Genomic DNA, 23653 nt, shown 5'->3' with positions numbered 1-23653 from the left:
GCCCGGTCAGTGATGATCGGGCGTTTCATGTATCAATCAGTCGATCAGTCAATCGCGGCCCAGATCAACCCGGGTTAGCTTGCCGGTTATTTCGCGAATGCTTTTGCCATTGCGAAAACGCTTGAAAACCAGATCCAGATTGCCATCGTCATCAAGCGTGCGCTCGTAAACCTGCATTTCATAGCCGCCATCATCGAGAATATACATCGCATGCACAGTAAGCGTTTTATCGACAATGCGCGCCCAGACAAAGGGCTGGCCTTTTAGCGGGTCATTGGGGACACGTTTGCCAAACAGGCCGGTGCGCATGGCACTGCCAAAAATTTCGGGACGGTCGGTTTCAAAAAAATCGATGCTAATCGCGGCAGTTTTTTCGCGCCCATCGGATTTGTAAATAACCGTCGACCAGTCGATTGAAAAGGCATTGCCCGCTTTTTTGATCGCAACGTCAAGGTCGCGGGCCTTCAGCTCGTTTCTGGCTTCGGAAATTGCGGTGCCGTGATAGGTGCCCAGAAAAGGATCAATCGACATGGCCGCCGCAGGGTGCCGACCCGGCCAAAATGCCACCAGAATCGCCGCAGGAACGATGACGAGAAATGCGAGTTTCCTGATGATTTTCATTTTGTGACCCCACGGGCTTAAAACACCGGTTCAAGGTATGATTTTGGTCAGGAACCGGTTGACATGTAAAGATTTATAACCTTTTCGCCCATTGTAAAGACACCGCTTTACCAATAACCGGAAAAAGCCCGCAATGTCAGGCGGAAACTGGCCGGGCGGGCCAAGCCAAATTCCGCAGAAAACGGGTCATAATCGGCCTTTTTCAGCTTTTTCAAATAGTTTTCAGCCAACACGACCTGCAATACCGCCGATAGTGCCGGTTTTGGAACTGCTGAGCGCATTTTACGTGCCTCGCGGATTTTTTTGTCGGCATGCTCGGCCATATGTTTTGTCATCTGCCGGACCGCATCGGTGCGACGGAATTCAAAAATATCCCCTGTCGACACGCCATGTTGTTCCAGAAGGTCGGTCGGAACATATTGGCGTTTGGCCCGACCATGAAAAACCATCGCCCGCAAAATACCTACTGTGCCATAGGCATTCCCGGCACGACGCGCCGCCTCGTCTGCATCGGCATCATTCACGCCCAGCACACCAACAGCAGCCTGACTGACACGGCCTGCTGTCTGATCAATATAATCATCAAGCGCCTTCAAGCTGTCCGGAGCTGTATCGAACAAATCAAATTCGCGCGCATCGATCAGGGCCTCAAGCGTGCCACGTGCCACTTTGTCCGTCGAGATCAAACCGGCCAGCGGTTCAACAACTTCATGTTTGCGAACCTCGCCCTTTTCAATACCATCAAGGGCATCGCGCCACCATTGCAGTCGGATCTGCCCCAGCATCGCTTCACTAACCATTTCGCGGGTTTTTGATATTTCCTGATTAAAGGCATACAGGGCAAACAGATCCTCGCGCCGGTCAGGGGCGGCAAAAAGCGCGCACAGGAACCGGTCCCGGTCATTCCGGCGAACATATTGGGCACAATAGGAAAGGTCTGGTGTCTCGTTCATGGAACAGTTTTACCCGGCAGTTGCAAATGCCCAAAACAGGGCTTAGCCCGTTTTTTTCGGATTTTTGCAGTGATTGGTGTGCGTGTTTGCCGTCATTATCGGTGGTGGAACGGGCGCTTAAACCGCAATTAATGCCGCGGCAACACGCCGTTCTTCGGATTGCAAGACATTGAAAGTGCGACAAGCCGCCCCGGTATCCATCGGTTCAATGACAATACCATGCGGGCGCAGAGCGTTTCGCCACGCGGTTTTAACCGGCTGCATGCGGTTGCCCATTCCCAACAACAGGAAATCGATCTGCCCTGCCCGGGCAATGACCTCGGCAAAGGCATCTACATCGATGCTATCAAGGCTTGCATGCGGCCACGCGAGGACCTCGGTTGAAAACAGCAAAATGGAACCTTCGGCCTTTTCCGTGCCAAAACGAAACAGACCATCGCCATAGCTGGTAACGATTTTGCGGCCCGATGTAACCATCGGTGTGATGTCGAGTGACATGATTGACCTCGTTGATAGTGACGCGGGTGATGACGTTTCTGGCATTGGCGTGTCGGGTTGGTTTGCCAGTCCGACATAAAAAAGGCCGGGTCGTTTTCGCACGATCCCGGCCTTCTTGTAAATGTCTGACGCAACGGATCGCGCCAAAAGTGATCTTAAAGCACGCCGGCTTCTTCGGCCGAGGCTTCTTCACCTTCGGGAATTTTACGACGCAACTTCAACACCACCAGCAACGGCGATGCCACGCAAATCGACGAATAGGTGCCGATCACGATCCCGAAAATAAGGGCAAAGGTAAAGCCGCGAATGGCCTCGCCACCAAACAGGAACAGCGCAATCAAAGCCAGCAGCGTGGTCAGTGAGGTCATCACTGTCCGCGACAAGGTGGTATTGATTGACAGGTCGAGCAGTTCGACCAGGTCCATCTTGCGGAATTTGCGCATAAATTCGCGAATACGGTCAAAAACCACAACGGTATCGTTGATGGAATAACCGGCTACGGTCAGGATTGCCGCCAGCGTTGCCAGGTCGAACTGGACACCACTGATCACAAACAAACCAACCGTGATGATCACGTCATGCAAAAGAGCCACAACCGACGCCACGGCGAACTGCCATTCGAACCGCAACCAGATATAAATCATGATCAGCGCCAGCGAAATCACGACCGAATAGATCCCGGCTTCTTTAAGCTCGCCACCGACTTTCGGGCCAACAAGTTCTGAACGGCGAATGCTGACCTCGTCACCAAGGGCTTTGGTAACGGTTTCAAGCGCGGCCATCTGGGCCTTTTCGTCGCCGTCCTGACGCTGTAGCTGAATCAGAACGTCGTCGGGTTCGCCAAATTGCTGGATCGAAACGTCACCCAGGCCAAGGCTGCCCAGATTATCGCGCAGGCCCGGAATATCGGCAGGCCCGCTGGTTTTTGCTTCGACCAGAATACCGCCGCGAAAGTCGATCCCGAAATTCAGCCCTTTGGTAAAGAACAGAACTGCAGAAAGAACCACCAGCGATACGGAAAAGATGTAGAAAAAATTCCGGAGCTTGAGGAACGGGATGTTCACTTCATCCGGAACAAGATGCAACGGTTTCATGTGCGGTTTGCTCCCTTCCTCATAATACCAGCTCAGTCGGACGACACCGCTTGACCCAGATTGCCACGATCAGACGTGTCACCCAGATGGCTGCGAACATCGATGTGATAATCCCGATAGCCAGGGTTACAGCAAACCCTTTGATTGGGCCTGATCCAAAGCTGAACAGGACCAGGGCTGCGATAAGGGTTGTGATGTTGGCATCAAGAATTGTCGACATTGCACTACGGTAACCGGCATCAATCGAATTGATAATCGATCGGCCGACTTTTCGTTCTTCGCGGATCCGTTCAAAAATAAGAACGTTGGCATCAACCGCCATCCCGACTGTCAGAACGATACCGGCAATGCCCGGCAAGGTCAGTGTTGCCTGAAGGATCGACATAACCGCCAAAATCAAAATCAGGTTCACGACCAACGCGATGTTGGCAAAGATACCAAACAGGCCATAGCTGATTGCCATGAAGGCGACCACGAAAACCATGCCAAGAATGGCGGCGATTTCGCCCGAATCAATTGAATCCTGGCCAAGTCCCGGACCGACCGAACGTTCTTCAAGAATTTTCATCGGTGCAGGCAGCGCCCCTGCGCGCAGCAGCAACGAGAGGTCGTTGGCTTCCTGCGCACCGAACTGGCCGGTAATGATGCCACTACCACCCATGATCGGTTCATTGATCCGGGGGGCCGAAATGACCTTGCCGTCCAGTACGATCGCCAGACGGCGACCGGTATTTTTGCTGGTAACATCGCCAAACCGCGCACCACCGGCAGCATCAAACCGGAACGAAACCACCGGGCGACCATCGTTAAAGGTCGGCTGGCTATCGATCAGGTTATCACCCGAAACGACAACGCGGCGGTCAACCAGATATTCTTCCGGTTCCCCAGGCGACGCATCGTCGGCACCAGGCATAATAACAGCGCCGGGCGGAATGCCGGTCGCCTTTGCCTGTTGCGGTGTTTTGGTTTCATTGATCAGGTGAAAGTTCATTTTGGCTGTACGACCCAGAATATCGCGCAAGCGCGTCGGGTTATCCAGACCAGGAACCTGCACAACGATACGGTCTTCCCCCTGACGCTGGATCGACGGTTCTGTCGTCCCCAGTTCGTCAACACGGCGACGTACAACTTCCAGCGACTGGCTGATGGCGCGGTCGATCATTTCACGACGCGTCTTTTCGTTGTAGGTCATCATGATGTGGTTGCCTTCACCGCCGACAATTGTCAACGGGTCCAGCTTTGCCAGCATGGATCGGGCCTTTTCGACATCATCATCGCTTACGATGCTTACCGATGCACCTTCTGCCGAACCCCGTAAACCGCGATAGCGGATACGTTGTTCACGCAGGGCATCGCGCATGTTTTCGGTAAGTGAGTCGTAACGTTCCCGAATAACGGAATCGACGCCCACTTCCAAAAGCATGTGTGAACCGCCACGCAGATCAAGCCCGAGGCTGATCTGTTTGCCGGGCATCCAGCTTGCTTCTGTCGAAAATATACCCTTGGGAAGGAAGTTTGGCGCGGCATATATCACGCCCAAAGCACACACCAGAAGCACCAGTGTTGCTTTCCATTTGGTAAAATAAAGCATGTGTCCTTTAACCAGAGATGTCTGGGGAACATTGCGACATCGGGCTCAGGGCGCAATCAGGAAATAAGGAAGGACTTGCCCGGCCGACCGCCAGTAATAAGCAGAAAGGCGGAACCGTGGGGTCCCGCCTGTGCGCCTTGACAGAAATCAGTCTTTTTTGACTTCTTCAATTTTCTTGTCGTCTGCCTTTTCTTCGGCATCCGAACCGCCCTTGGCAGGTTCGGTTCGCGACAGAACGTTCGAAATCATACCGCGTGCGACTTTAACTTTCACACCATCAGCAATTTCGACCGAAACTTCATCGTCCGAGACAACCTTAACAACGGTCCCGATGATCCCGCCAGCAGTCACGACTTTGTCACCGCGACGAACCGCGGCCAGCATTGCTTTGTGTTCTTTTGCTTTCTTCTGCTGCGGACGAATGAGCAGAAAATAGAAAACCACAAAAATCAGGATAAGGGGCAGAAAGCTGGTCAGCATATCTGCTCCGCCAGAAGCGGCACCAGCACCCTGCGCAAAAGCCGGTGAAATCAACATTAGGAACTCCTAACCTAAAACGGAAAAACTAATCAACTGCCGGAATATAACGGTGTCGTTCGTCGTTGCAAGGAAGATCGCGCAATTTTGCCCCAAACATCCCCATTGATGCCTTATAATCTCCATACCCTTGCCCATTAGCAGTTGAATAGCGCGGCTTTAACTGGGTTTGTGATCGGATTCACAGTATTTATGCGCGCGGCAACAGACTATTCCCCTTTGATAATGCTGTGATAGGGTTCGGCCATAAAACGCGGTCCTAACGCCGCAATCAAAAACAAACCCTTCAAGAGGCCCCGATGACCGATACCCTTGCCGATTTGCTGCCAACCTTGAACCGCATTGCCGACGCGCTTGAGCGCATGGCCCCGCCTGCCCGCCAGAAAAATGACCTTTCCGCCGCCGATGCCTTTGTCTGGCATGCCGAAACCGGTTATTTGCACCCGATCAAACAGGTCAACCGGGTCGATATCGGCCTGTTGCAGGGGATCGAGCAGCAAAAAACGATTTTATATAACAACACAAAACGGTTCGCCGACGGCCTGCCCGCCAACAACGCCTTGCTGTGGGGCGCGCGCGGCACCGGTAAAAGTTCGATCGTCAAGGCCATGCATGCCCTGATCAATCAGGAAACCCCGGCATCGCTGGCTTTGGTGGAAATTCACCGCGAGGATATTCCCACCATGCCCGTGCTTTTAGGTATCTTGCAGGAAAGTGCGCGTAAAACGGTTTTGTTTTGTGATGATTTGTCGTTTGACCTTCAGGACGAATCCTACAAGTCGCTAAAGGCGGTGCTCGATGGCGGTATTGAAGGCCGCCCCGATAACGTTATTTTCTATGCCACTTCGAACCGTCGCCATTTGATGGCCCGTGACATGATCGAAAATGAACGCTCAACGGCAATTAATCCGTCGGAAGCTGTCGAGGAAAAAGTTTCGCTGTCTGACCGGTTCGGATTGTGGCTGGGTTTTCACAATATTTCGCAAGATGTGTATTTCGAAATTATCGCCGGTTACGCCGACGAGTTTGGTCTGGATATGCCCAAAGCAGAGCTTTTTGCCCGCGCCAAGGAATGGACCGTGACACGCGGCAGCCGCTCCGGGCGAGTCGCATGGCAGTTTATTCAGGAAATAGCCGGCGAACAGGGAAAACACATTTCTTAAGCCCCGGCATCAAATACAATCCCGATACGGAAAACGGCCTGATATCGCGTCAGGCCGTTTTCATTTTATCGCGAGGCAACCGCCTGCGGCAGATATTTGACCGGGTCGCGCGATTTGCGGCCCTGACGAATTTCAAAATGAAGTTGTGGCCGGTTAACGGCCCCTGTCGCCCCGACCGATGAAATGCGCTGGCCCCGTGTGACAATGTCGCCGCGCGCCACCAGCGGATTTTCGGTGTGGGCATAGGCCGACACATAACCATCGGCATGTTTGATCAGGATCAGGTTGCCAAAACCGCGCAATTCGTTGCCAACATAGGTCACAACCCCATTGTCGGTGGCCAGAATGGCCGTTCCGCGTTCGGCAGCAATATTGATGCCGTCATTAAACAGGCCGCCTGGCCCGGCGCCATATCCTAAAACCACTTTGCCCTGCACGGGCCAGATAAAACCCTGTCGATTGGCCGGATCGATCTCGTCGACACGGGCCCGGGACATTGTAGCAGGTTTAACCGACGCCGGTGCAGACGCAGCGCCGGATGGGGCTGAATTGCGCGCCACCGTTGTCGCTGGTTCATTATGCCAGCTTTTCCCCGCCGCAAACTGGCGTTGCGCCTGAATTGCAACATCCTGCGGTTTTATCCCCGGCACCGGGACATTGGCCCCGGTGGCATAATTGGCCTTCTGGCTGGTAATATCGGTAACGGGGCTAAGATCAGACGGGCGTGTGGCCGGCGATGTCGCGCGCGCATCTTCTGGCGCATCAAGGGGCGATGCACTTATCTCAGCCGACTGATTGCGCCCGGCAATAACAACCTGTTTGGTTGTGGTTAATTTTCGCGATGATGACGCCACAGCCGTTCCCGGCGGGTTGCTGTTATAATCGGCTTGCCAGGGTGGCAACACAAGGCGTTGCCCCGGATAAATCACATAGGGGGAACTCAGATTATTTCGCGCGGAAAATTTCTGAAAATCAGCATGATACCGCTCCGCCAACAGGGAAACGCTATCGCCGCTTTTAACGGTGATAACACGTTCGCCATTGCGCAATTCTGGCATTGCTGTCAGCGAATAATTTGTTCCCTCGTCATACACAACCGGAACCGGCCTGGAATTAAGCAAACAGCCGCCAAGCGTCGCTGTTGTCGCGCAGACAAACAGCAACGTCCGGACATTGTGAACGACGTGTTTGGCATAATTTTTCATCATGCCAAAGATTTTCCATCACTACCGGTTAACAATCGGTAAGCAGGTGGCAATTTTCTCGACCGGTGATGATTGCTAGAATTCTTCGGTGCCCGCCAGCATGGGCACAAAACGTACCGGCATTAGCTCGGTTACGTCAATTCCGGTCGGGGTGCGCATGACGCGCAACAGGATCTGGGTATGGGAAACCTCGCCCACGGGCACCACCATAATGCCCCCAATGGCCAACTGGTCGACCAGAACCGGGGGCACATCCTGTGCCGATGCGGTAACAATGATCCGGTCAAACGGGGCCTGCGCCTTCCAGCCCAGCCCGCCATCAGCGTGAAGGGTGGAAATGGTGTGCAAGCCAAGGCGGCGAAATCTGTTTTCCGCTTCGCGCAGCAATGGTTTTTGCCGTTCCAGCGTATAAACCCGCCGGGCCAGCCGCGCCAGAATGGCCGCCTGATAACCCGACCCCGTCCCGACTTCGAGGACCTTCATGCGGTCGTTAAGCTGTAAGGCCTGCGTCATCAACGCGACGATATAGGGTTGGGAAATGGTTTGGCCCTTGCTGATCGGCAGGGCGACATTTTCCCATGCCCGGCCAACAAACGGTTCGGCAACAAACATTTCACGCGGAATAGCGGCAAGCGCTTCCAGGACCGCATCATCATGAATGCCATCAAGTCGCAGGGTTGCCAGCAGGGCATCAATTTCCGGGGCACGGGTAATGGCAGGCGTATTCACTGAAATGCCTTCGTCAGTTTTTCGTGGGTCGCGTTATCGGTAAAATCCAGGCCGATAGGCGTAACAGAAATATCGCCCTTTTCAATCACATGTAAATCGGCGTTTTCATCTTCGGGCAATTCCGATCGAATAGCCCCGATCCAGTAATAGGGTTCGCCGCGCGGATCAAGGCGTTCTGCAACATGGTCGCCAATCTTGCGTTGCCCCTGGCGGGTGACGCGTATTTGCGCGCCACCATTGCGTTCCTGTTCGGGAAAATTCACGTTTATCAAAACGTTACTGGGCCATTCTGCTTTAATAAGTGAACGCACCACATCGACCAGATAAGCACTGGCGACGTCCCAATTGATCAGCTTTTGCGAAAAATACTGCGAAAAGGCAATGGCGGGCACATTTAGCAAGGCGGCTTCCATGGCGGCAGCCACCGTGCCGGAATAGGTCACGTCCTCGCCCAGATTGCCGCCACGATTGATGCCGGAAAACACAATATCGGGCGGCGTTTCACGCATGATCACTTGCATGGCCAGCAAAATGCAGTCTGTCGGCGTGCCATCAACGGCAAAATGCCGGTCGTCACGTTTGTGAATGCGCAAGGGGCGGCGCAGGGTCAATGAATGACCTGCGCCGCTTTGTTCTATCGATGGTGCAACCACCCACACATCATCAGAAAACTGGCGTGCAAGATTTTCCAGAAGTTTGATGCCAGGGGCATCAATGCCGTCATCATTGCAAATCAGGATGCGGGCGTTTTGCAGATCGATCATCAGTTTCCCTTAGTTAACGGCGGCAATTTTGGTCAATCCGCCCATATAAGGCACCAGCACATCGGGAACCCGGATCGAGCCATCGGCCTGCTGATAATTTTCCATTACCGCAATCAGGCACCGGCCAACCGCCAGCCCCGATCCGTTAAGGGTGTGAACAAACCGCGTTTTTTTATCACCCTGTGTCCGACAACGGGCATTCATGCGCCGCGCCTGAAACTCGCCAGTGTTCGAGCATGACGAAATTTCACGATACCGTCCCTGCCCTGGCAACCAGACTTCGATGTCATAGGTTTTCATCGCCGAAAATCCGGTATCGCCCGAACATAGCAGCATGGTGCGATAAGGAAGATCGAGCTTTTGCAAGATTTCTTCCGCACAGCCGGTTTTACGTTCCAGTTCGGCATCAGACTGGTCCGGGTCGACAATCGACACCATTTCAACCTTGGCAAACTGGTGCTGGCGGATCATGCCACGGGTATCACGCCCGGCAGAGCCCGCTTCGGAGCGGAAACACTGGGTTAAGGCGGTGTACCGCAATGGCAGCCGTGCAACATCGATAATATCGCCCGCGACCTGGTTGGTCAGGGTTACCTCCGATGTCGGGATCAACCACATGTCGTTGGTGGTTTTAAACGAATCTTCGGCGAACTTGGGTAATTGGCCGGTGCCAAACATGGCGTCGTCTTTGACCAGCATTGGTGTTGTGGTTTCTTCATAGCCATGTTCATTGACATGCAGGTCGATCATGAACTGGGCCAGGGCACGTTCCAGCCGTGCCAACTGGCCACGCAATATCACAAAGCGCGAGCCTGAAAGTTTGGCTGCCGTGGCGAAATCCATCATGCCGAGCTTTTCGCCCAGATCAAAATGTTCGCTGACGTCAAAATCAAACGTGGCCGGGGTGCCCCAACGACGAATTTCAACATTGTCGTCTTCATCCGCACCCTTGGGAACGTTTGCATCAAGAATGTTGGGAAATGACGTTAGCAGCAGATCAAGCTGTTCATTTAGTGACGCCTGACCATCTTCGGCAGCTTTGATGCGGTCTTTTAATCCGCCCATTTCGGCCATCAGGTCATCTGCGTTTTCGCCAGATTTTTTGGCCTTGCCAATATCCCCCGAGATCGACTTTCTGCGCGCCAGCAATTCCTGATGTTCTGTCATCAGGCGGCGGCGTTCGGCGTCAATCTCGATTAATCGGGCCGCAGTAATTTCGGCATTGCGCATGCTCATCGCTGCGTCAAATGCATCGGGGTTGTCACGAATCCATTTTATATCGTGCATAAAACCGCACCTTGTTTGTCTGATTTTTAGGGGCTGGTTATACGACGGGGTGAACCATTGGTCCACCCCGCCCAAACGTCTTGTTATTTGCGAAGGTTATTTAACGGGCATTGTTAAAATCATCTTCATCATCATCACCGGTCATTGAACCAGATTGTGATGAGGGTGACTGCTTTTTCGCATCCGTATTTTCATCGGATGTCGCACCGCTGTTTTTCGCCGATGTGTCGCTATTTCCTGCACGCGCCGCCGCAGCAGACTGTGCATTCACATCATCGTCTGACCGACCGCTGTTATTATAATCGTCTTCGTCATCTTCTGCTGCCTGGCTTGCGGCACGTTTGCGCTCGCTCATCCGGGCCATGACGATCGAAATTTCATAAAGCAGCATAATCGGTATTGCCAGACCGACCTGCGAGATCAGGTCCGGCGGGGTCATGACGGCGGCAAAGACAAAGGTCACGACAACGGCGTATTTGCGTTTTTTGGCAAGTCCGGCGGCTGTCACCAGCCCGGCACGGGCCATCAGGGTCAGCAATACCGGCAACTGAAAACTAAGACCAAAGGCAAAAATCAGCTTCATTACCAGCGACAGATATTCGCCGACTTTGGCTTCAAGCTGAATGGCAAGCCCGGTCTGGCTGCCCGCGGTTTCAAAGCTGAGGAAAAACTTCCATGCCAGCGGCATGATAAAATAATAAACCATCGCCCCGCCCAGCAAGAACAGGATGGGGGTGGCAAACAAAAATGGATAAAAAGCCCGGCGTTCGTTTTTATAAAGCCCCGGTGCCACAAAAGCCCATATCTGGCCCAGCACCACCGGTGTTGACACAAACATGGCCGCAAAAAACGACACCTTGACGTAAGTGAAAAACACTTCGGTCAAGGCGGTGTAAATCATGCGGCGGTCACTGCCAGGGCCCATGGCTGCGGCCAATGGCCGCACCAGAAAAGCGTATATGTCTTCGACAAAATAGTAACAGACGCCAAAAGTCACAATAAGTGCAAGCACCGACCATGTCAGGCGATTCCGCAACTCTATCAGATGCTCCATAATTGGCATCTGCTGGTCTGGAAGCTGCATATTCACGCCTATTTCTCCGGCTGGGTCCGGGCGGTTGCCGGTTCTGGTTGATCTTTTATGTCCGCCGGTTCCGTCACGGACTGACGCACCGGTTTCACAGCAGGTTCTGGCGCAGATTCCGGCGAAGATTCAGACGAAGAATTTTTTGTGTCATCGCCCTTAACTGCGTCAGAAGACGTCGCAGAAACGGTTGCATCCGCCGGTACAGAAGGAGAATCGGCTTTTTTGGTGGTCGGCTTTGATACATTGGTATCGCTGCCGCCAATATGCTTTTCGAGAAAATCAGTCGCGCTGGTACTGGCACCAGTGGCCTGCTTGCGCAATTCGTCAAGCTCGGCCTCGCGGATCAGGCTGTCGATGCCGCCCTGGAATTCGCGCGCCATACCGCGCACTTTTTTCCAGTAATGTGCCATTTTATAAAGGACATGGGGCAAATCCTTGGGGCCGACGACAAAAAGCGCGACGACGGCCACAAGTGCCATTTCGGTCCAACCGATATCAAACATGAATAGCGCCTATCAGAGCAAAGCCAGTCGGACAGACGAGGTCAGGACTTAACCGAATCCTTGTCCTTGCTTTCGGTATGCACCGAAGCCGAGGTGGTGTTGCCAATAGAAGCCTTGTCGGATTCTTCATCATCTTTTTCGTTGATGCCAGACTTGAAGCTACGAATACCTTTGCCCATGTCACCCATGACGCGCGGAAGTTTACCGGCACCAAAAATAATCAGGACAATGGCCAAAATCAGTACAATTTGCCAGACGCCGATACTCATAACTTTTCTACTCCCAATACGGTACTCGCCCTTTGAACAGGGCAAGCGATAATGGCAGAAAGCCCCATGGTGTGCAACGCGGTGTTTGCGGGTTTGGGTTCTTCCGCCGTCGTTTCTATTCCCTAGGAAACACGAACGTCATCTCGGGATCAAGCGTAATAGATACGACTCCCCCCTTGTCTATAACCTGACGGCGTGGCACCCGCGCATGAATATGCGGGCCATTGTGAACCGAAAGATGCATCAAGCTCACCCCGCCAAGTGATCGGACCGCATCAATATTGGCCAAAACATCGCCATTGTGCCCCGCTGCGCCAATGCGCAATCCCTCGGGACGGACCAAAACATCAACGGCTGTGCCATCGGCAATTCCATCCGTCGCAACCTCGCCCAGCGGCGTTGCCGCAACGCTGTTTTCAACGCGGGAGGGAAACAGGTTTACCTCGCCAAAAAACGACGCCACGAAATGGTTTGCCGGGTGAAAATAAAGCTCCTCGGGGGTGCCATCCTGCATCACCTGCCCTTCATTCATCACAATGATCCGGTCGCCCATATACATGGCTTCTTCCGGGTCATGGGTGACCATAACCGTTGCAATACCGGCATTTTTCAGTACATGAAGCGTGGTGTCGCGCAATTCGGCCCGGCGCGCCACATCCAACCCGGAAAAAGGTTCGTCAAGCAACATAACACGTGGCACCGGTGCCAATGCGCGCGCCAGGGCAACGCGTTGTTGTTGTCCGCCCGATAATTGATGGGGAAAGGCGTCGATATAATCAACCATGCCAACCCGTTCCAGTGCATTCACCACGGCTTTGCGCCGGTCGTCCGCCGCCATATGACGCAACCCGAACCCGATATTGCCCGCAACATCAAGGTGCGGAAACAGGGCATAATCCTGAAATACCAACCCGACGCCGCGCTTTTCAGGTTCCAGATACTGCCCGGCAGATGCCACAACCTCGTCATGGATCAAAACAGAACCGGTTTGCAAACGCTCCAGCCCGGCCGCGATGCGAAGGGCCGTTGTCTTGCCACAGCCCGATGGGCCAAGCAAACACACCAGTTCGCCCGGCGCAACATCGACATTGATGTCACGCAAAACACGGGTATTGCCAAATTCATGGCTGACATTTTTCAGGCTAAGGCCAACCGGCATGACGTACTCTTTATTGATTTAAATCGACCAAAAACGGTTTTTGCCCCGCAAACAGTGCGAATGACAAGCAATGCCTCGTTGTGGTTTAAAGCCCTCGCCCGTCACATGCAACAGTTTGCCTGTTGAATGAATTGATCGCGATCAATCAGGCTTCAGATCATCGCCCGGAAGATTTTGTGCATATATTTCCGCATCAAGATCGGCCAGGTTTCGGCTGGTCAGTGCTTCTTCAACAGCGGATTCCGTGCTTGACGGGTCATCTTCGGGTTCAGGCAACAAACTGTCATCGCCCGAACTTGCGCCATAACGCCCCATGCCCGGGCGGCTATCGAGCAAACCTGCGGCTTTCAAATCGGCAAGACCGGGTAAATCATCGCGGTTTTGCAGCCCGAAATGATCAAGGAAATCATCCGTTGTTGCCCACAAAACCGGGCGGCCCGGCACACGTTTGCGTCCGCGCGGGCGGATCCATTTGGCTTCAAGCAAAATATCAAGCGTGCCCTTTGACAGGGCCACACCGCGAATTTCTTCAACCTCGGACCGCGTGACCGGTTCGTGATAGGCAATAATCGCCAGTGTTTCCAATGTCGCCCGGGTCATCTTTTTGGATTTTTCGACCTCGACATGTAAATCCCCGGCAAGGTCAATGGCCGTGCGAAACGCCCATTTATCGCCAACATGCACCAGATTAACGCCGCGTTGCGCATAGGTTTCCTGCAATTCAGCCAGAATATCAGCGATTTTTGCATCGGATGGCAAGCGTGCGCCCAGAAGCTTTTCGCTTAACGGCTCGCTAGAGGCAAACAGAACGGCTTCGACAATGCGCAGATGTTGCAGATCGATGGCCGGTTTCTGCACCATGCCAGCCATTTCAAGCTGGCCGTTATCGTTATTATTATCACTCATCATCGCCCCCATCGCGTTCAAAGCCCCGGTCATCGCCCGCCCCGTCAATTGCACCAATTGCATCTTGGGTCGCAAGGCCGCGGTCTTTATCCGCGCCGGTTACCCCATCCCAGCCATCATCAAAGGATACCGTTTGTTCCGGGCGTGGCTTTTGTGGCGACCGCAACATGATCGGGCCAAACACCTGTTCTTGCGCAATTTCAAGTTCGCCATCGCGGCACATTTCCAGGCTGGCAACAAAATGTGCGGCAAGCGCGGATCGCGCTTTTAAAGGCGAGCCCAGCCCGCGTGGCATAAATTCCATCAACAACGTCCATTGCGGTACAATCCGCCGACCAAACAAATCGCGCAGACGTCGGATCGCATCATCCATCGCATAGAGATCAAAGGCCTCGATCTCAAGCGTTTTGGCCTCGGCACTTAGCATGATGTGCGCGTAAGATTTTAGCAAATCGTAAAGCGAGGCATCATAAACCGACGATGTGGTTACCTGCATTTCCTCGGGCGCGCCCCGGGCGAAAAAATCTCGTCCCAGATTGGGCCCGTCGGTTAATTTGGCCCCGGCGGCTTTCATGGCCTCCAGCCTGCGCAACTGAAACGCCAGCAATTCGGCCATTTCTTCTGCGCTTAGCTCTTCGCCGTCATCTTCCTGTTTGGGTAATAACAGGCGCGACTTTAAATAAGCCAGCCACGCCGCCATCACCAGATAGTCGGCTGCCAGTTCCAGGCGCATTTCGTGCGCGCGATTGATAAAATCCAGAAACTGTTCGGCCAGGGCCAGGATCGATATGCGAATGATATCGACCTTTTGATCACGGGCCAGTTCAAGCAAAACGTCAATCGGGCCTTCAAAACCGTCGAGATCCAGAACCAGACGGTCAGCCAGACTGACCTGATCGACGGGGGCTACGTCGAAGGCTTCGTCACTGATGCCAGATTCTGGTGAAACGGTTTTAGCCATTCAGATCTCATATAATGGCAATGACCGGTCAAACAAAAAAGCTGACCAGAAAATTGATAAGCCACATTGCCGGTTCAACAACAATCCATTGAAAAATCGGCAGATTAATGCCCAGCTGCGCTGTCACATAAGGCAGTAAAAACACCAGTGCGATCAACAAGACCATACCGGCTTTTTCCATCCTCATCAAAACACGGGCAATCGGGGCCGGTGAAATGGCCGTCAGGACCCGTCCGCCATCAAGCGGCGGAATGGGCAACATGTTAAACACGGCCAAAACACAGTTCAAGGCGATGGAATTGTTCAGGGTTTTGCCAAGCCAGTCGTTCAGCGCAGGCGAGAATGACGGCAACCATGCCAACAGCATGATCGAGAAAATTGCCAGCACAATATTAATTGCCGGCCCCGCGATAGCCACGCCAATAATGCCCAGCCGCTGGGGATGCAGACGGTGAAATGCCACTGGCACCGGTTTGGCGTAACCAAACAAAAACGGCGCCCCGGTTAACAGCAAAAGCCCCGGGATAACAATGGTACCAACCGGATCAATATGGCGGATCGGATTAAGGCTTAGCCGCCCTGCCCGCTGTGCGGTATCGTCGCCAAAGGCCTTGGCGGCAAAACCGTGTGCGGCTTCGTGCAAGGTCACAGCAAAAAGCACCGGCAAAACCCATGTGGTTGCCGAAATAATCACGTCGATAATATGGTTCAAGCACCTTCTCCTTGTGCCGCGGGCCACACAGGTGCCAGCAATTGCGCCAGTCGCGCATTCCAGTCCGCCAGAACCGGCCGTGCAGGGACAGAGCCCTGAAGGGATGTTATCTTGTTGGTTACCGCAAGGGCACGTGCCAATGCCTGCCCGTCAAGTTTGGGCGACATCGAAACAACCTGTTCAAGTTCGGTGCGCTTGCCATTGCAATGCAGGGCAATATCACAGCCCGCAACAAGACATTCATAGGTGCGACTGGCGATGGAACCGCCCAGGGCTTCCATCGACAAATCATCGCTGATCAAAAGGTTATCAAATCCGATATCACCGCGAATAATCTCGTCAATCACCTTGGGCGAAACCGTGCCGGGGCGCTGGTCGTCAATCGCACTAAACAGGATATGTGCCGACATCGCGGCAAGAACATCTTTCATCTGGCGAAACGGTTCAAAATCATTCACCGACAGGCTGCTGCGCGAGGCACTGACCACCGGCAAATCCTTGTGGCTATCAACCGATGCCCGCCCGTGACCGGGGATATGTTTGACCACCGGTACAATTCCACCATCCATAAGTCCTGCTGAAACAGCACTGGCAAGGGCAACAACATTGGCAACTTCGCTACCATAGGCACGATCACCGACAACGTCGCTCATACCCGGAAAATACAGGTCCAGTACCGGCGCACAGGCGACCGAAATGCCGACATCAATCAAATCCGCGGCCAGCAACCGCCCATTCAGATAGGCCGCTTCCCGGGCATCGTCGGGATGTTGTTCATAGAGCTGCCCAAACACCCCGGCAGCGGGCATTTTGCGCCAGTGCGGCGGCTTTAACCGCGTCACCCGGCCCCCTTCCTGATCGACCAGAATGGGCAAATTGCTGCGTCCGTTTAGGTCGCGCAACTCGCCCGTTAAGCGTTTGAGCTGATCAGGGTCGGCCACATTTCGGGCAAAAATGATATAACCATAAGGATCAGCCTCGCGAAAAAAGCCTTTTTCCCAATTACTTAATGCTGTTCCTTCAAGCCCGAGGATACAGGCTCTGGGTCGTTTGAACTCAAGGCCGGACACTGAGGCACCCCACATTGCGTTGTTTTAATTCGGAACAAATTTTGTCAGCAGCAGCAAGTCCGTCAAGCGGGCCTGCCTGCAAACGATAAAAGACACCTTTGTCACCCAGGTCAACCCGCTGGACAAACATCTTAAGATTACCGACCAAATCTTTGTTTTCCGATGCTATTTTCTTCCAGGCAACACTTGCCTGTGTCTCATCGCGCAAGGATGCCAGCTGAATGCGAAACTCGCCATCGGTTGAACTTTCAACCGCAGTTGGCGGCGGGTTTGGTGCGGCGGCTGATTTTTCGGCAGGCTTTGATGCCGGGCCGGTATTGGCGCTGTCTTGCAAACCGTCTGAGGACGGCGCATCAAGTTTGGGGGCGGTTATGTCGTTACCGGTATCAATGGCAATTTGATCACCAACCAGATTGCGCGCATCGGGCGGCGGCCCCAGTTCAGAGGCATCGGGTGCCTTTGGCATATCGGGAATGGCGTCAATAACCACAGCAACGTCGCCGCCACTTTCATCAAGTTCCTGATAAATGGTAGTGTCACGATGAGGCACTTCCATGCCGCCGGGGCTATCAGGGCGCACCTTGATCGGCCCGTCTTCGGGTACGAGAACCGGCAAATCACCTTCCTGGGTGATAAACTGGCCGTGACCATAAAACCACCATGTGCCGAGGCCAATGCCGCCGCCGATAACAGCCATTCCCAGAACCACAGTCGCGGCACCCCTTTTCCAGCCTCCGCCCTGACCTGAGCCAGATGCAGGACGACGGTGTTCGGCGTGCAATCCGCGGCTGTGATCCCCGGACATGGTTACATCTCCTCGAGCGGGCTAACCCCAACAACCGCAAGACCGGACGCAATCACCAGGGCAACAGCACGGATCATTGCCAGGCGTGCCTGGGTGGTGGCCAGGTCATCGGCCTTGATAAAGCGCAATTCGGTATTGTCGCGGCCCCGGTTCCACAGCGAATGGAAGTCAGCGGAAATTTCGCTTAGGAAAAACGCAATCCGGTGCGGTTCATGCGCGGTTGCGGCCTGTTCAACAATACGCGGCCATTCGGCGATGCGGCGCACAAGGCGCATTTCTTCGTCGGAATCAAGCACCGACAAATCGCTACCAACCAGTGCCGCATCCGAAAAATCAACATTCCTGAAGGCTTCCGCCGCCTGACGGAACACCGAACAGATCCGGGCATGGGCATATTGCACATAGAAAACCGGGTTATCTTTGGATTGCTCGGTTACCTTGGCAAAGTCAAAATCCAGCGTCGCATCGTTTTTGCGGGTCAGCATAATGAAACGGACAACGTCTTTGCCGACCTGCTCGACAACTTCGTTCAATGTCACAAACGTTCCCGACCGTTTCGACATTTTAACCGGTTCGCCATTATCAAACAGGTTCACCAACTGGCACAGTTTGACATCAAGCGATCCATTACCACTGGTAATGGCCTTGGTCGCGGCTTTCATGCGTTTGACATAACCGCCGTGATCGGCCCCGAAAATGTCAATCATGTTGGCAAAGCCACGTTCGTATTTATCGAAATGACACGCGATGTCGGAGGCAAAATAGGTCCAGCTGCCATCGGATTTTTTTAGCGGGCGGTCCACATCGTCGCCAAATTCGGTCGACCGGAACAGGGTTTGCGGGCGCGGTTCCCAATCTTCCGGGGTTTTACCTTTTGGCGGCTCAAGCACGCCAACATAAATGTCGCCCTTGCTTTCAAGAAAATCAAACGCCGATTGAACCTTGCCTGCGGCAACCAGCGCTGCTTCGGAAGTGAAAACATCATGTTCCACACCAAGCTGTGCCAGATCGTCGCGGATCAGGCCCATCATTTCGGCAATGGCGAAACCGCGAAATTCCTGCAGCCAGGATTCTTCGGGCTGATCGACCCATTTGTCGCCGTCGCGCGCAGCCAGTTTTTTACCCGGTGCCACCAGATAATCGCCGGGGTAAAGACCGGCGGGAATGGTGCCGATATTCTGCCCCAGGGCTTCGCGATAACGAAGGTGAAGGGAACGCGCCAGCACATCAACCTGCGCACCGGCATCGTTGACGTAATATTCCTTGGTAACGTCGTAGCCAGCTTTAGACAGCAGGTTTGCCAGCACATCACCAACAACCGCACCCCGGCAATGGCCCACATGCATCGGCCCGGTCGGGTTGGCCGAAACATATTCGACATTCACCCGTTCACCCTGCCCCATCGGGCTGTTGCCATATTCCGTGCCAACATTAAGGACTTCGGTAATTTGCGACAGCCAGAATTCATTGGCCATACGCAAATTGATAAAACCGGGACCGGCAATTTCAACTGCCGCAATACCGGAAACTGTGCGCAACTTTTCGGCCAGCTTTTCGGCCAGGTCGCGCGGCTTCATCCCGGCACCCTTGGCCAGCAACATGGCGGCATTGGTGGCGGCATCGCCGTGCGACGGGTCGCGCGGGGGTTCGACGGTAACGCGCGACACGTCAAGATCACCCGACAGGATGCCTTCGGTTTGAAGGACCGCAATCTGGCCTTCGATATCGCTTTTCAACTGGCTGAAAACATTCATGGCAATAAAGACTTTTGTAATTTGTGAGTTAGGGCCAATGGCCAACAGTCTGCCGGTGTTTTGAGCCATTTCACGACAAAACGCAAGCAAGGCATGCCAGTGGCATGGCAGCCTTGTTGATCCGGGGTTTTGACATTTAGCAATGATGGGCTAAATACAGGTTAAACAGGCAGGTCTGAATGTGTTAAAGTGACTTCAGATTATGAAACCCCACCCGTTGGGTTGAGCGTCAAGGAGCATGTAAATGGCGGAAGCATCCCGGCAAGTACAGATGACAGAAAGTGCTGCGACCCGCATCCAGGAACTGATCAACAGCGAAGGCAATAACGGCCTGATGCTGCGGTTACAGGTTTCTGGTGGCGGTTGCAGCGGTTTTCAATATGAATTTTCGCTAGATGATAACAGCAACAACGAAGACCATGTTTTCGAAAATCACGGTGCCAAAATGGTCGTCGATGACGTTTCGCTCGACCTGCTGGGCGGCGCCGAAATTGATTTTGTTCGCGAACTGGTCGGTGCGGCATTTCGGGTAAATAATCCCAATGCATCATCGTCTTGTGGCTGCGGGTCAAGTTTCTCGGTTTGATCGACCGGTACGAAAGCGTTAAATCTTTTCGGGACCTGTGATATCGCAGGTCCCGTTTTATTTTTGGCAATGTTTTACCGAAATTCGAGGAAACTATGAAAATCGCCACCTGGAATGTCAACTCGATCAAGGCGCGCCTTCCCAATATCCTCGAATGGCTGGAGCAAGCCCAGCCCGATGTGGTTTTGTTGCAAGAAACCAAAACGGTTGATGATGGTTTCCCGGCCATGGAAATTGAAGACCTTGGCTATAACATCGCCATTCACGGACAGAAAACCTATAACGGCGTCGCCATCCTGTCTAAATTCCCGATTGAGGACGTTCAGCGCGGCCTGCCCGGCAACGACGATGACGAACAGGCCCGTTATATTGAAGCCGTGATTTCAGGGCAAAACCCGGTGCGGGTTGCCTCTATTTATGTGCCGATGGGAACAGAAGTCGGATCAGAGAAATTTGCTTACAAGCTGAATTTTCTGGACCGCCTGATCACGCGGTTTGAGGGCGTTTTTGCCAGTGGGGAAGCCGCGGTTATGGGCGGCGATTACAATATCACACCCGATGATTCCGATGTTTATGACCCGGAAAAACTGCATGAAAAGGTTTTGTGTTCAACACAAGAGCGCAAACGCCTGCGCACCATGATGAATTTGGGCTACACCGATGCCTTTCGCACCTTTAATGCCAATGGCCATCAATATAGCTGGTGGGATTATCGCGCCGGGGCATGGAACAAGGATAACGGGCTGCGTATTGACCATTTGCTGCTCACCCCGGCCGCCGCAGACCGGTTAAGTGCTGCCGATATTGACCGTGATCCGCGCGGCAAGGAAAAGGCATCGGATCACACACCGGTCTGGTGTATGATTGACGGATAATTTATTGTAATCAAACAGATGCGATGAGTTATTGATCTGATAGATGATAAAAACAAAAGGGACGGTTCATGTGACCGTCCCTTTATGTTTTTGCACCGATCAAACGGCAGCAAAATTATTCAGCGGCCTGTTGCATTTGCTGGCGATAGGCGACGATATCATCGATGCTGATCACAACCATGTCATGGCGGGCGGCATATTCCACAAGTCCGGGCAAGCGGGTCATGGTGCCATCGGGGTTGGTGACTTCACACAACACCCCGGCCGGTTTTAGCCCTGCCAGACGCATCATATCAACCGTGGCCTCGGTATGGCCGCGACGTTCCATCACCCCGCCCGGACGGGCGCGCAACGGAAACACATGACCAGGACGGGCAAGGTCCGATGCCTTGGCACCCTCTGCCGTGGCAACCTTAACCGTTGTCACACGGTCGGCTGCCGAAACGCCGGTGGTAACGCCAGCTTTGGCTTCGATGGTCACGGTAAAGCCTGTTCCCATGCTCGATGTATTGTTGTCCACCATTGGCGGCAAATCCAGCGCGGTTGCATGGGCATCTGTCAGGCACAGGCACACAATGCCGGAACAATCGCGAATAAGCATCGCCATTTGTTCATTGGTTAAATGCTGTGCAGAAAAAATCAGATCGCCTTCGTTTTCGCGATCTTCGTCATCAACAACCAGAACCCCTTTTCCTGCCTGCAAATCGGCAATAGCACGTTCCATACGGGCCATTGAATTGCCAAATTGCGACAATGCGGGTTCCTGATGATCACTCTGATTCATAACCGTCCTCCTTGATGGCGGCTTACGAATCAGGGCACACAAGAAAGGCCAAAGCAACGATGCCAAAACATCGCCCTTTGTCGATACCTGACAAAACAGGCACATGGAATATCCATTAACCTGCCCCGTCACGCCTTATCCTCTCCCATCCGGACTCTTACCGTCGGCCCTGGAATCACACCAGATCTGCTTGACCCTGACAGATAAACCGTCAGGCGCTCGCGGGCTTCCCGAAATCGGGTTACCGCCGGTCAGGAATTACACCCTGCCCTGAGAATAAGCGCCGTTGTAATAACGACATAACTGACCGCAACAAACGATCAGCGCGCCAACACTAGAAAATTACGCCTATGTTGGCAAGTTCAAACCTTGCCAACATAGTGTTGCGAAAATGGGGATAACCGGTTTGCTCGCCAATGCACGGCGAATGCCAAGTCTGCCCCGGCTCTTAAAGCGGCGGTAGCACTTTACCGGCCCGGAAATGAAAACTGCAGCCGTTGCTTTGGGTTTCGCGCGGCGCCCATTGGCACACTGCACACCGGCGTTCGTTACCTGCGGCATGCGGCGAATCGCAATGATCGGCAAGGTGCTTGCCCAACAAGGCATCAACATAACTGCCCTGAAACGCATCAACGCCAAGGCTGCGCCCCATACGCACGGCGGTGCGACTGTCGCAGCGGGTTAAAATCAGGTTGCGATTGCCCAGCGCCGTTGCAAATTCACGCAGCCTTTCGGCCACGGTTGATCGTTTGGAGCCAATAATATTCTGGTCCCAGATCACTTTGACAAAATCGACCTTGATCTTGCGCGGCGACAAAAACTCCAGTGCTGGCAGCGTAATACGGTCCAGCCCCACACGCACACCGGCGGACTGCAATAATTTGCAGGCATCTTCAAATTCCCACCAGTCGGCAATGGCATTTTCCAGCGACACTTCAATCGCCAGATTGCGCGCAAAGCGGCTGTCTCCGCTGTCAAGAAAGCTGGTGAAGGCGTCGGAAAAAATAGTTTGAACCTGCATGTTAAGATGCAGCACATCAGGCAGCAATAAAGGCGATATCTTTTGCGTAAAGGCCATCACCTTTTCGTCAAGGACACGCGACAGAATTTCCAGTTCACCTGATCCTTCAAGGACAAAATTGGCCAGGTGATTGTGACGCAAAAAATCCAGCGAGCAATAAAGCTCGTGCCCTATAATTTCACGCTGGGTATCGCGGATTTCCAGTATTGCCTGACGCCGACAGGAATCGTAAACGGCGTCTGCCGAAATGGCGGCTTGCAACAGGCTGGCCAAGCTTATTTTCTTTTTGCCCGTCGAGGAAACAACCTCTTTTTCGTTAATCCGCAAACCTGCTCGCAAACCGGCATCGTCATCAGGCCAGCGATATTCATTCCAGATCGTTTCTGGAACGGTGCCCAGCCCATGCCGGGAAATAACCGTTTCCAGCAATTCGCTGATGGTATCGACAAACATGTCAACACTGCCAAAACCGCGTCCCAAACGCACAAACGCCACCATGCCGTTATCAAGTTTGTATTGCTGGGTTCGCTCGGGTAACTGGCGGAACGCTTCGCGCATCAAAACCGCGTAATCATCATCAGACAAACGTAACGATGCCGGTAAATCCAGCAGGCCGACAAAAAGCGTCTTGCCCGACTGATCATTTTTCTTAAGCATTTCCAGCAAACGTATCGCCGGTATTTCTTTTAATTTACCCGTTTCTGTCATCTGCTTCCTGC

25 protein-coding genes and 1 riboswitch are annotated in these 23653 nt (G+C 53.4%); of the genes, 3 read left to right on the top strand and 22 right to left on the bottom strand.

The window, feature by feature from the left end; all coding sequences use genetic code 11:
• Nucleotides 1-48: 48 nt before the first annotated feature.
• From TMES_RS12355 to yajC, 6 genes are all read right to left on the bottom strand, one after another.
• The gene (locus TMES_RS12355) at nucleotides 49-621 is read right to left on the bottom strand and encodes a hypothetical protein (protein ID WP_211275917.1); all 573 of its coding nucleotides are present in this window, start codon (nucleotides 619-621) and stop codon (nucleotides 49-51) included.
• Between the two features lie 107 nt (nucleotides 622-728).
• Complete coding sequence (locus TMES_RS12350; RefSeq protein WP_085582964.1) at nucleotides 729-1574, bottom strand: phytoene/squalene synthase family protein; 846 nt, start codon at nucleotides 1572-1574, stop codon at nucleotides 729-731.
• A gap of 117 nt (nucleotides 1575-1691) precedes the next feature.
• Nucleotides 1692-2072, bottom strand: coding sequence for an Mth938-like domain-containing protein (locus TMES_RS12345; RefSeq protein WP_085582962.1), 381 nt, complete (start codon nucleotides 2070-2072; stop codon nucleotides 1692-1694).
• A 155-nt stretch (nucleotides 2073-2227) separates the two neighbouring features.
• Nucleotides 2228-3166: a protein translocase subunit SecF gene (secF, locus tag TMES_RS12340; protein WP_085582960.1), complete on the bottom strand. Its 939-nt coding sequence runs from the start codon at nucleotides 3164-3166 to the stop codon at nucleotides 2228-2230.
• Between the two features lie 19 nt (nucleotides 3167-3185).
• A complete protein-coding gene (gene secD, locus TMES_RS12335) occupies nucleotides 3186-4757 on the bottom strand; it encodes a protein translocase subunit SecD (RefSeq protein ID WP_085582958.1) in 1572 nt (523 codons plus the stop codon).
• Nucleotides 4758-4904: 147 nt separating this feature from the next.
• The gene (gene yajC, locus TMES_RS12330; protein ID WP_085582956.1) at nucleotides 4905-5294 is read right to left on the bottom strand and encodes a preprotein translocase subunit YajC; all 390 of its coding nucleotides are present in this window, start codon (nucleotides 5292-5294) and stop codon (nucleotides 4905-4907) included.
• A 299-nt stretch (nucleotides 5295-5593) separates the two neighbouring features.
• On the opposite strand from yajC, the gene TMES_RS12325 reads away from it, so the two are divergent.
• Nucleotides 5594-6457, top strand: coding sequence for an ATP-binding protein (locus tag TMES_RS12325; RefSeq protein ID WP_085582955.1), 864 nt, complete (start codon nucleotides 5594-5596; stop codon nucleotides 6455-6457).
• A 65-nt stretch (nucleotides 6458-6522) separates the two neighbouring features.
• On the opposite strand, the gene TMES_RS12320 is transcribed toward TMES_RS12325, so the two are convergent.
• The 14 genes from TMES_RS12320 to argS form a co-directional block, all read right to left on the bottom strand.
• Entirely contained in the window at nucleotides 6523-7665 is a 1143-nt protein-coding gene (locus TMES_RS12320; protein WP_245835386.1) for a peptidoglycan DD-metalloendopeptidase family protein, read from the bottom strand.
• 72 nt (nucleotides 7666-7737) lie between these two features.
• Complete coding sequence (locus tag TMES_RS12315; protein WP_085582953.1) at nucleotides 7738-8391, bottom strand: protein-L-isoaspartate(D-aspartate) O-methyltransferase; 654 nt, start codon at nucleotides 8389-8391, stop codon at nucleotides 7738-7740.
• Nucleotides 8388-9155, bottom strand: a complete 768-nt coding sequence (surE, locus tag TMES_RS12310) for a 5'/3'-nucleotidase SurE (RefSeq protein ID WP_085582951.1) — start codon at nucleotides 9153-9155, stop codon at nucleotides 8388-8390. Before surE ends, TMES_RS12315 begins: the two co-directional genes overlap by 4 nt.
• Nucleotides 9156-9164: 9 nt before the next feature.
• Nucleotides 9165-10442, bottom strand: a complete 1278-nt coding sequence (gene serS, locus TMES_RS12305; RefSeq protein WP_085582949.1) for a serine--tRNA ligase — start codon at nucleotides 10440-10442, stop codon at nucleotides 9165-9167.
• Nucleotides 10443-10542: 100 nt separating this feature from the next.
• Nucleotides 10543-11526, bottom strand: a complete 984-nt coding sequence (gene tatC / locus TMES_RS12300) for a twin-arginine translocase subunit TatC (protein WP_085583555.1) — start codon at nucleotides 11524-11526, stop codon at nucleotides 10543-10545.
• An 8-nt stretch (nucleotides 11527-11534) separates the two neighbouring features.
• Nucleotides 11535-12032 carry a Sec-independent protein translocase protein TatB gene (gene tatB / locus TMES_RS23330; protein WP_085582947.1) on the bottom strand — a complete coding sequence of 166 codons (498 nt, stop codon included), beginning with the start codon at nucleotides 12030-12032 and terminating at the stop codon, nucleotides 11535-11537.
• A gap of 41 nt (nucleotides 12033-12073) precedes the next feature.
• A complete protein-coding gene (locus TMES_RS12290) occupies nucleotides 12074-12301 on the bottom strand; it encodes a Sec-independent protein translocase subunit TatA/TatB (RefSeq protein ID WP_085582945.1) in 228 nt (75 codons plus the stop codon).
• 115 nt (nucleotides 12302-12416) lie between these two features.
• Nucleotides 12417-13460 (bottom strand): ABC transporter ATP-binding protein, encoded by a 1044-nt coding sequence (locus TMES_RS12285; RefSeq protein WP_085582943.1) that lies wholly within the window; start codon nucleotides 13458-13460, stop codon nucleotides 12417-12419.
• A 141-nt stretch (nucleotides 13461-13601) separates the two neighbouring features.
• Nucleotides 13602-14399, bottom strand: a complete 798-nt coding sequence (gene scpB / locus TMES_RS12280; RefSeq protein WP_342746312.1) for an SMC-Scp complex subunit ScpB — start codon at nucleotides 14397-14399, stop codon at nucleotides 13602-13604.
• Complete coding sequence (locus TMES_RS12275; RefSeq protein WP_085582941.1) at nucleotides 14359-15327, bottom strand: segregation and condensation protein A; 969 nt, start codon at nucleotides 15325-15327, stop codon at nucleotides 14359-14361. Before TMES_RS12275 ends, scpB begins: the two co-directional genes overlap by 41 nt.
• A gap of 28 nt (nucleotides 15328-15355) precedes the next feature.
• A complete protein-coding gene (locus TMES_RS12270; RefSeq protein ID WP_085582939.1) occupies nucleotides 15356-16039 on the bottom strand; it encodes a site-2 protease family protein in 684 nt (227 codons plus the stop codon).
• Nucleotides 16036-17109: a beta-N-acetylhexosaminidase gene (nagZ, locus tag TMES_RS12265; protein ID WP_245835384.1), complete on the bottom strand. Its 1074-nt coding sequence runs from the start codon at nucleotides 17107-17109 to the stop codon at nucleotides 16036-16038. The genes TMES_RS12270 and nagZ overlap by 4 nt, the downstream gene beginning before the upstream one ends.
• Entirely contained in the window at nucleotides 17096-17806 is a 711-nt protein-coding gene (locus tag TMES_RS12260; RefSeq protein ID WP_158091233.1) for an SPOR domain-containing protein, read from the bottom strand. The genes nagZ and TMES_RS12260 overlap by 14 nt, the downstream gene beginning before the upstream one ends.
• A 110-nt stretch (nucleotides 17807-17916) precedes the next feature.
• Nucleotides 17917-19668 carry an arginine--tRNA ligase gene (argS, locus tag TMES_RS12255; protein WP_085583551.1) on the bottom strand — a complete coding sequence of 584 codons (1752 nt, stop codon included), beginning with the start codon at nucleotides 19666-19668 and terminating at the stop codon, nucleotides 17917-17919.
• Nucleotides 19669-19912: 244 nt separating this feature from the next.
• Here argS and erpA point away from each other — a divergent pair, with 244 nt between their 5' ends.
• The gene (gene erpA, locus TMES_RS12250) at nucleotides 19913-20254 is read left to right on the top strand and encodes an iron-sulfur cluster insertion protein ErpA (RefSeq protein ID WP_085582933.1); all 342 of its coding nucleotides are present in this window, start codon (nucleotides 19913-19915) and stop codon (nucleotides 20252-20254) included.
• Between the two features lie 95 nt (nucleotides 20255-20349).
• Nucleotides 20350-21129 carry an exodeoxyribonuclease III gene (xth, locus tag TMES_RS12245; RefSeq protein ID WP_085582931.1) on the top strand — a complete coding sequence of 260 codons (780 nt, stop codon included), beginning with the start codon at nucleotides 20350-20352 and terminating at the stop codon, nucleotides 21127-21129.
• Nucleotides 21130-21244: 115 nt separating this feature from the next.
• Here xth and ribB read toward each other — a convergent pair whose 3' ends face one another.
• Together ribB and TMES_RS12235 are read right to left on the bottom strand one after the other, a co-directional pair.
• Nucleotides 21245-21913 carry a 3,4-dihydroxy-2-butanone-4-phosphate synthase gene (ribB, locus tag TMES_RS12240; RefSeq protein ID WP_085582929.1) on the bottom strand — a complete coding sequence of 223 codons (669 nt, stop codon included), beginning with the start codon at nucleotides 21911-21913 and terminating at the stop codon, nucleotides 21245-21247.
• 133 nt (nucleotides 21914-22046) lie between these two features.
• A riboswitch (FMN riboswitch) is annotated at nucleotides 22047-22195 on the bottom strand.
• A gap of 166 nt (nucleotides 22196-22361) precedes the next feature.
• Nucleotides 22362-23642, bottom strand: a complete 1281-nt coding sequence (locus TMES_RS12235) for an EAL domain-containing protein (protein WP_085582927.1) — start codon at nucleotides 23640-23642, stop codon at nucleotides 22362-22364.
• Nucleotides 23643-23653: the final 11 nt, after the last annotated feature.

The sequence above is a fragment of the Thalassospira mesophila genome (genome assembly GCF_002115755.1).
Classification (GTDB): domain Bacteria; phylum Pseudomonadota; class Alphaproteobacteria; order Rhodospirillales; family Thalassospiraceae; genus Thalassospira; species Thalassospira mesophila.
The sequence above is the reverse complement of the archived record's forward strand: the minus strand, read 5'-3'. Positions and strand labels throughout refer to the sequence as shown.

Excerpts from the sequence above, each read along its gene's own strand:
- TMES_RS12290 (WP_085582945.1), bottom strand. The coding sequence starts at position 12,301 with ATGAGTATCGGCGTCTGGCAAATTGTACTGATTTTGGCCATTGTCCTG.
- TMES_RS12345 (WP_085582962.1), bottom strand. The coding sequence starts at position 2,072 with ATGTCACTCGACATCACACCGATGGTTACATCGGGCCGCAAAATCGTT.
- erpA (WP_085582933.1), top strand. The coding sequence starts at position 19,913 with ATGGCGGAAGCATCCCGGCAAGTACAGATGACAGAAAGTGCTGCGACC.
- argS (WP_085583551.1), bottom strand. The coding sequence starts at position 19,668 with ATGAATGTTTTCAGCCAGTTGAAAAGCGATATCGAAGGCCAGATTGCG.
- TMES_RS12320 (WP_245835386.1), bottom strand. The coding sequence starts at position 7,665 with ATGATGAAAAATTATGCCAAACACGTCGTTCACAATGTCCGGACGTTG.
- tatC (WP_085583555.1), bottom strand. The coding sequence starts at position 11,526 with ATGCAGCTTCCAGACCAGCAGATGCCAATTATGGAGCATCTGATAGAG.
- yajC (WP_085582956.1), bottom strand. The coding sequence starts at position 5,294 with ATGTTGATTTCACCGGCTTTTGCGCAGGGTGCTGGTGCCGCTTCTGGC.
- secF (WP_085582960.1), bottom strand. The coding sequence starts at position 3,166 with ATGAAACCGTTGCATCTTGTTCCGGATGAAGTGAACATCCCGTTCCTC.
- scpB (WP_342746312.1), bottom strand. The coding sequence starts at position 14,399 with ATGACCGGGGCTTTGAACGCGATGGGGGCGATGATGAGTGATAATAAT.
- TMES_RS12355 (WP_211275917.1), bottom strand. The coding sequence starts at position 621 with ATGAAAATCATCAGGAAACTCGCATTTCTCGTCATCGTTCCTGCGGCG.
- TMES_RS12285 (WP_085582943.1), bottom strand. The coding sequence starts at position 13,460 with ATGCCGGTTGGCCTTAGCCTGAAAAATGTCAGCCATGAATTTGGCAAT.
- TMES_RS12350 (WP_085582964.1), bottom strand. The coding sequence starts at position 1,574 with ATGAACGAGACACCAGACCTTTCCTATTGTGCCCAATATGTTCGCCGG.
- serS (WP_085582949.1), bottom strand. The coding sequence starts at position 10,442 with ATGCACGATATAAAATGGATTCGTGACAACCCCGATGCATTTGACGCA.
- secD (WP_085582958.1), bottom strand. The coding sequence starts at position 4,757 with ATGCTTTATTTTACCAAATGGAAAGCAACACTGGTGCTTCTGGTGTGT.
- TMES_RS12325 (WP_085582955.1), top strand. The coding sequence starts at position 5,594 with ATGACCGATACCCTTGCCGATTTGCTGCCAACCTTGAACCGCATTGCC.
- surE (WP_085582951.1), bottom strand. The coding sequence starts at position 9,155 with ATGATCGATCTGCAAAACGCCCGCATCCTGATTTGCAATGATGACGGC.
- ribB (WP_085582929.1), bottom strand. The coding sequence starts at position 21,913 with ATGAATCAGAGTGATCATCAGGAACCCGCATTGTCGCAATTTGGCAAT.
- TMES_RS12235 (WP_085582927.1), bottom strand. The coding sequence starts at position 23,642 with ATGACAGAAACGGGTAAATTAAAAGAAATACCGGCGATACGTTTGCTG.
- xth (WP_085582931.1), top strand. The coding sequence starts at position 20,350 with ATGAAAATCGCCACCTGGAATGTCAACTCGATCAAGGCGCGCCTTCCC.
- tatB (WP_085582947.1), bottom strand. The coding sequence starts at position 12,032 with ATGTTTGATATCGGTTGGACCGAAATGGCACTTGTGGCCGTCGTCGCG.
- TMES_RS12275 (WP_085582941.1), bottom strand. The coding sequence starts at position 15,327 with ATGGCTAAAACCGTTTCACCAGAATCTGGCATCAGTGACGAAGCCTTC.
- TMES_RS12260 (WP_158091233.1), bottom strand. The coding sequence starts at position 17,806 with ATGGCTGTTATCGGCGGCGGCATTGGCCTCGGCACATGGTGGTTTTAT.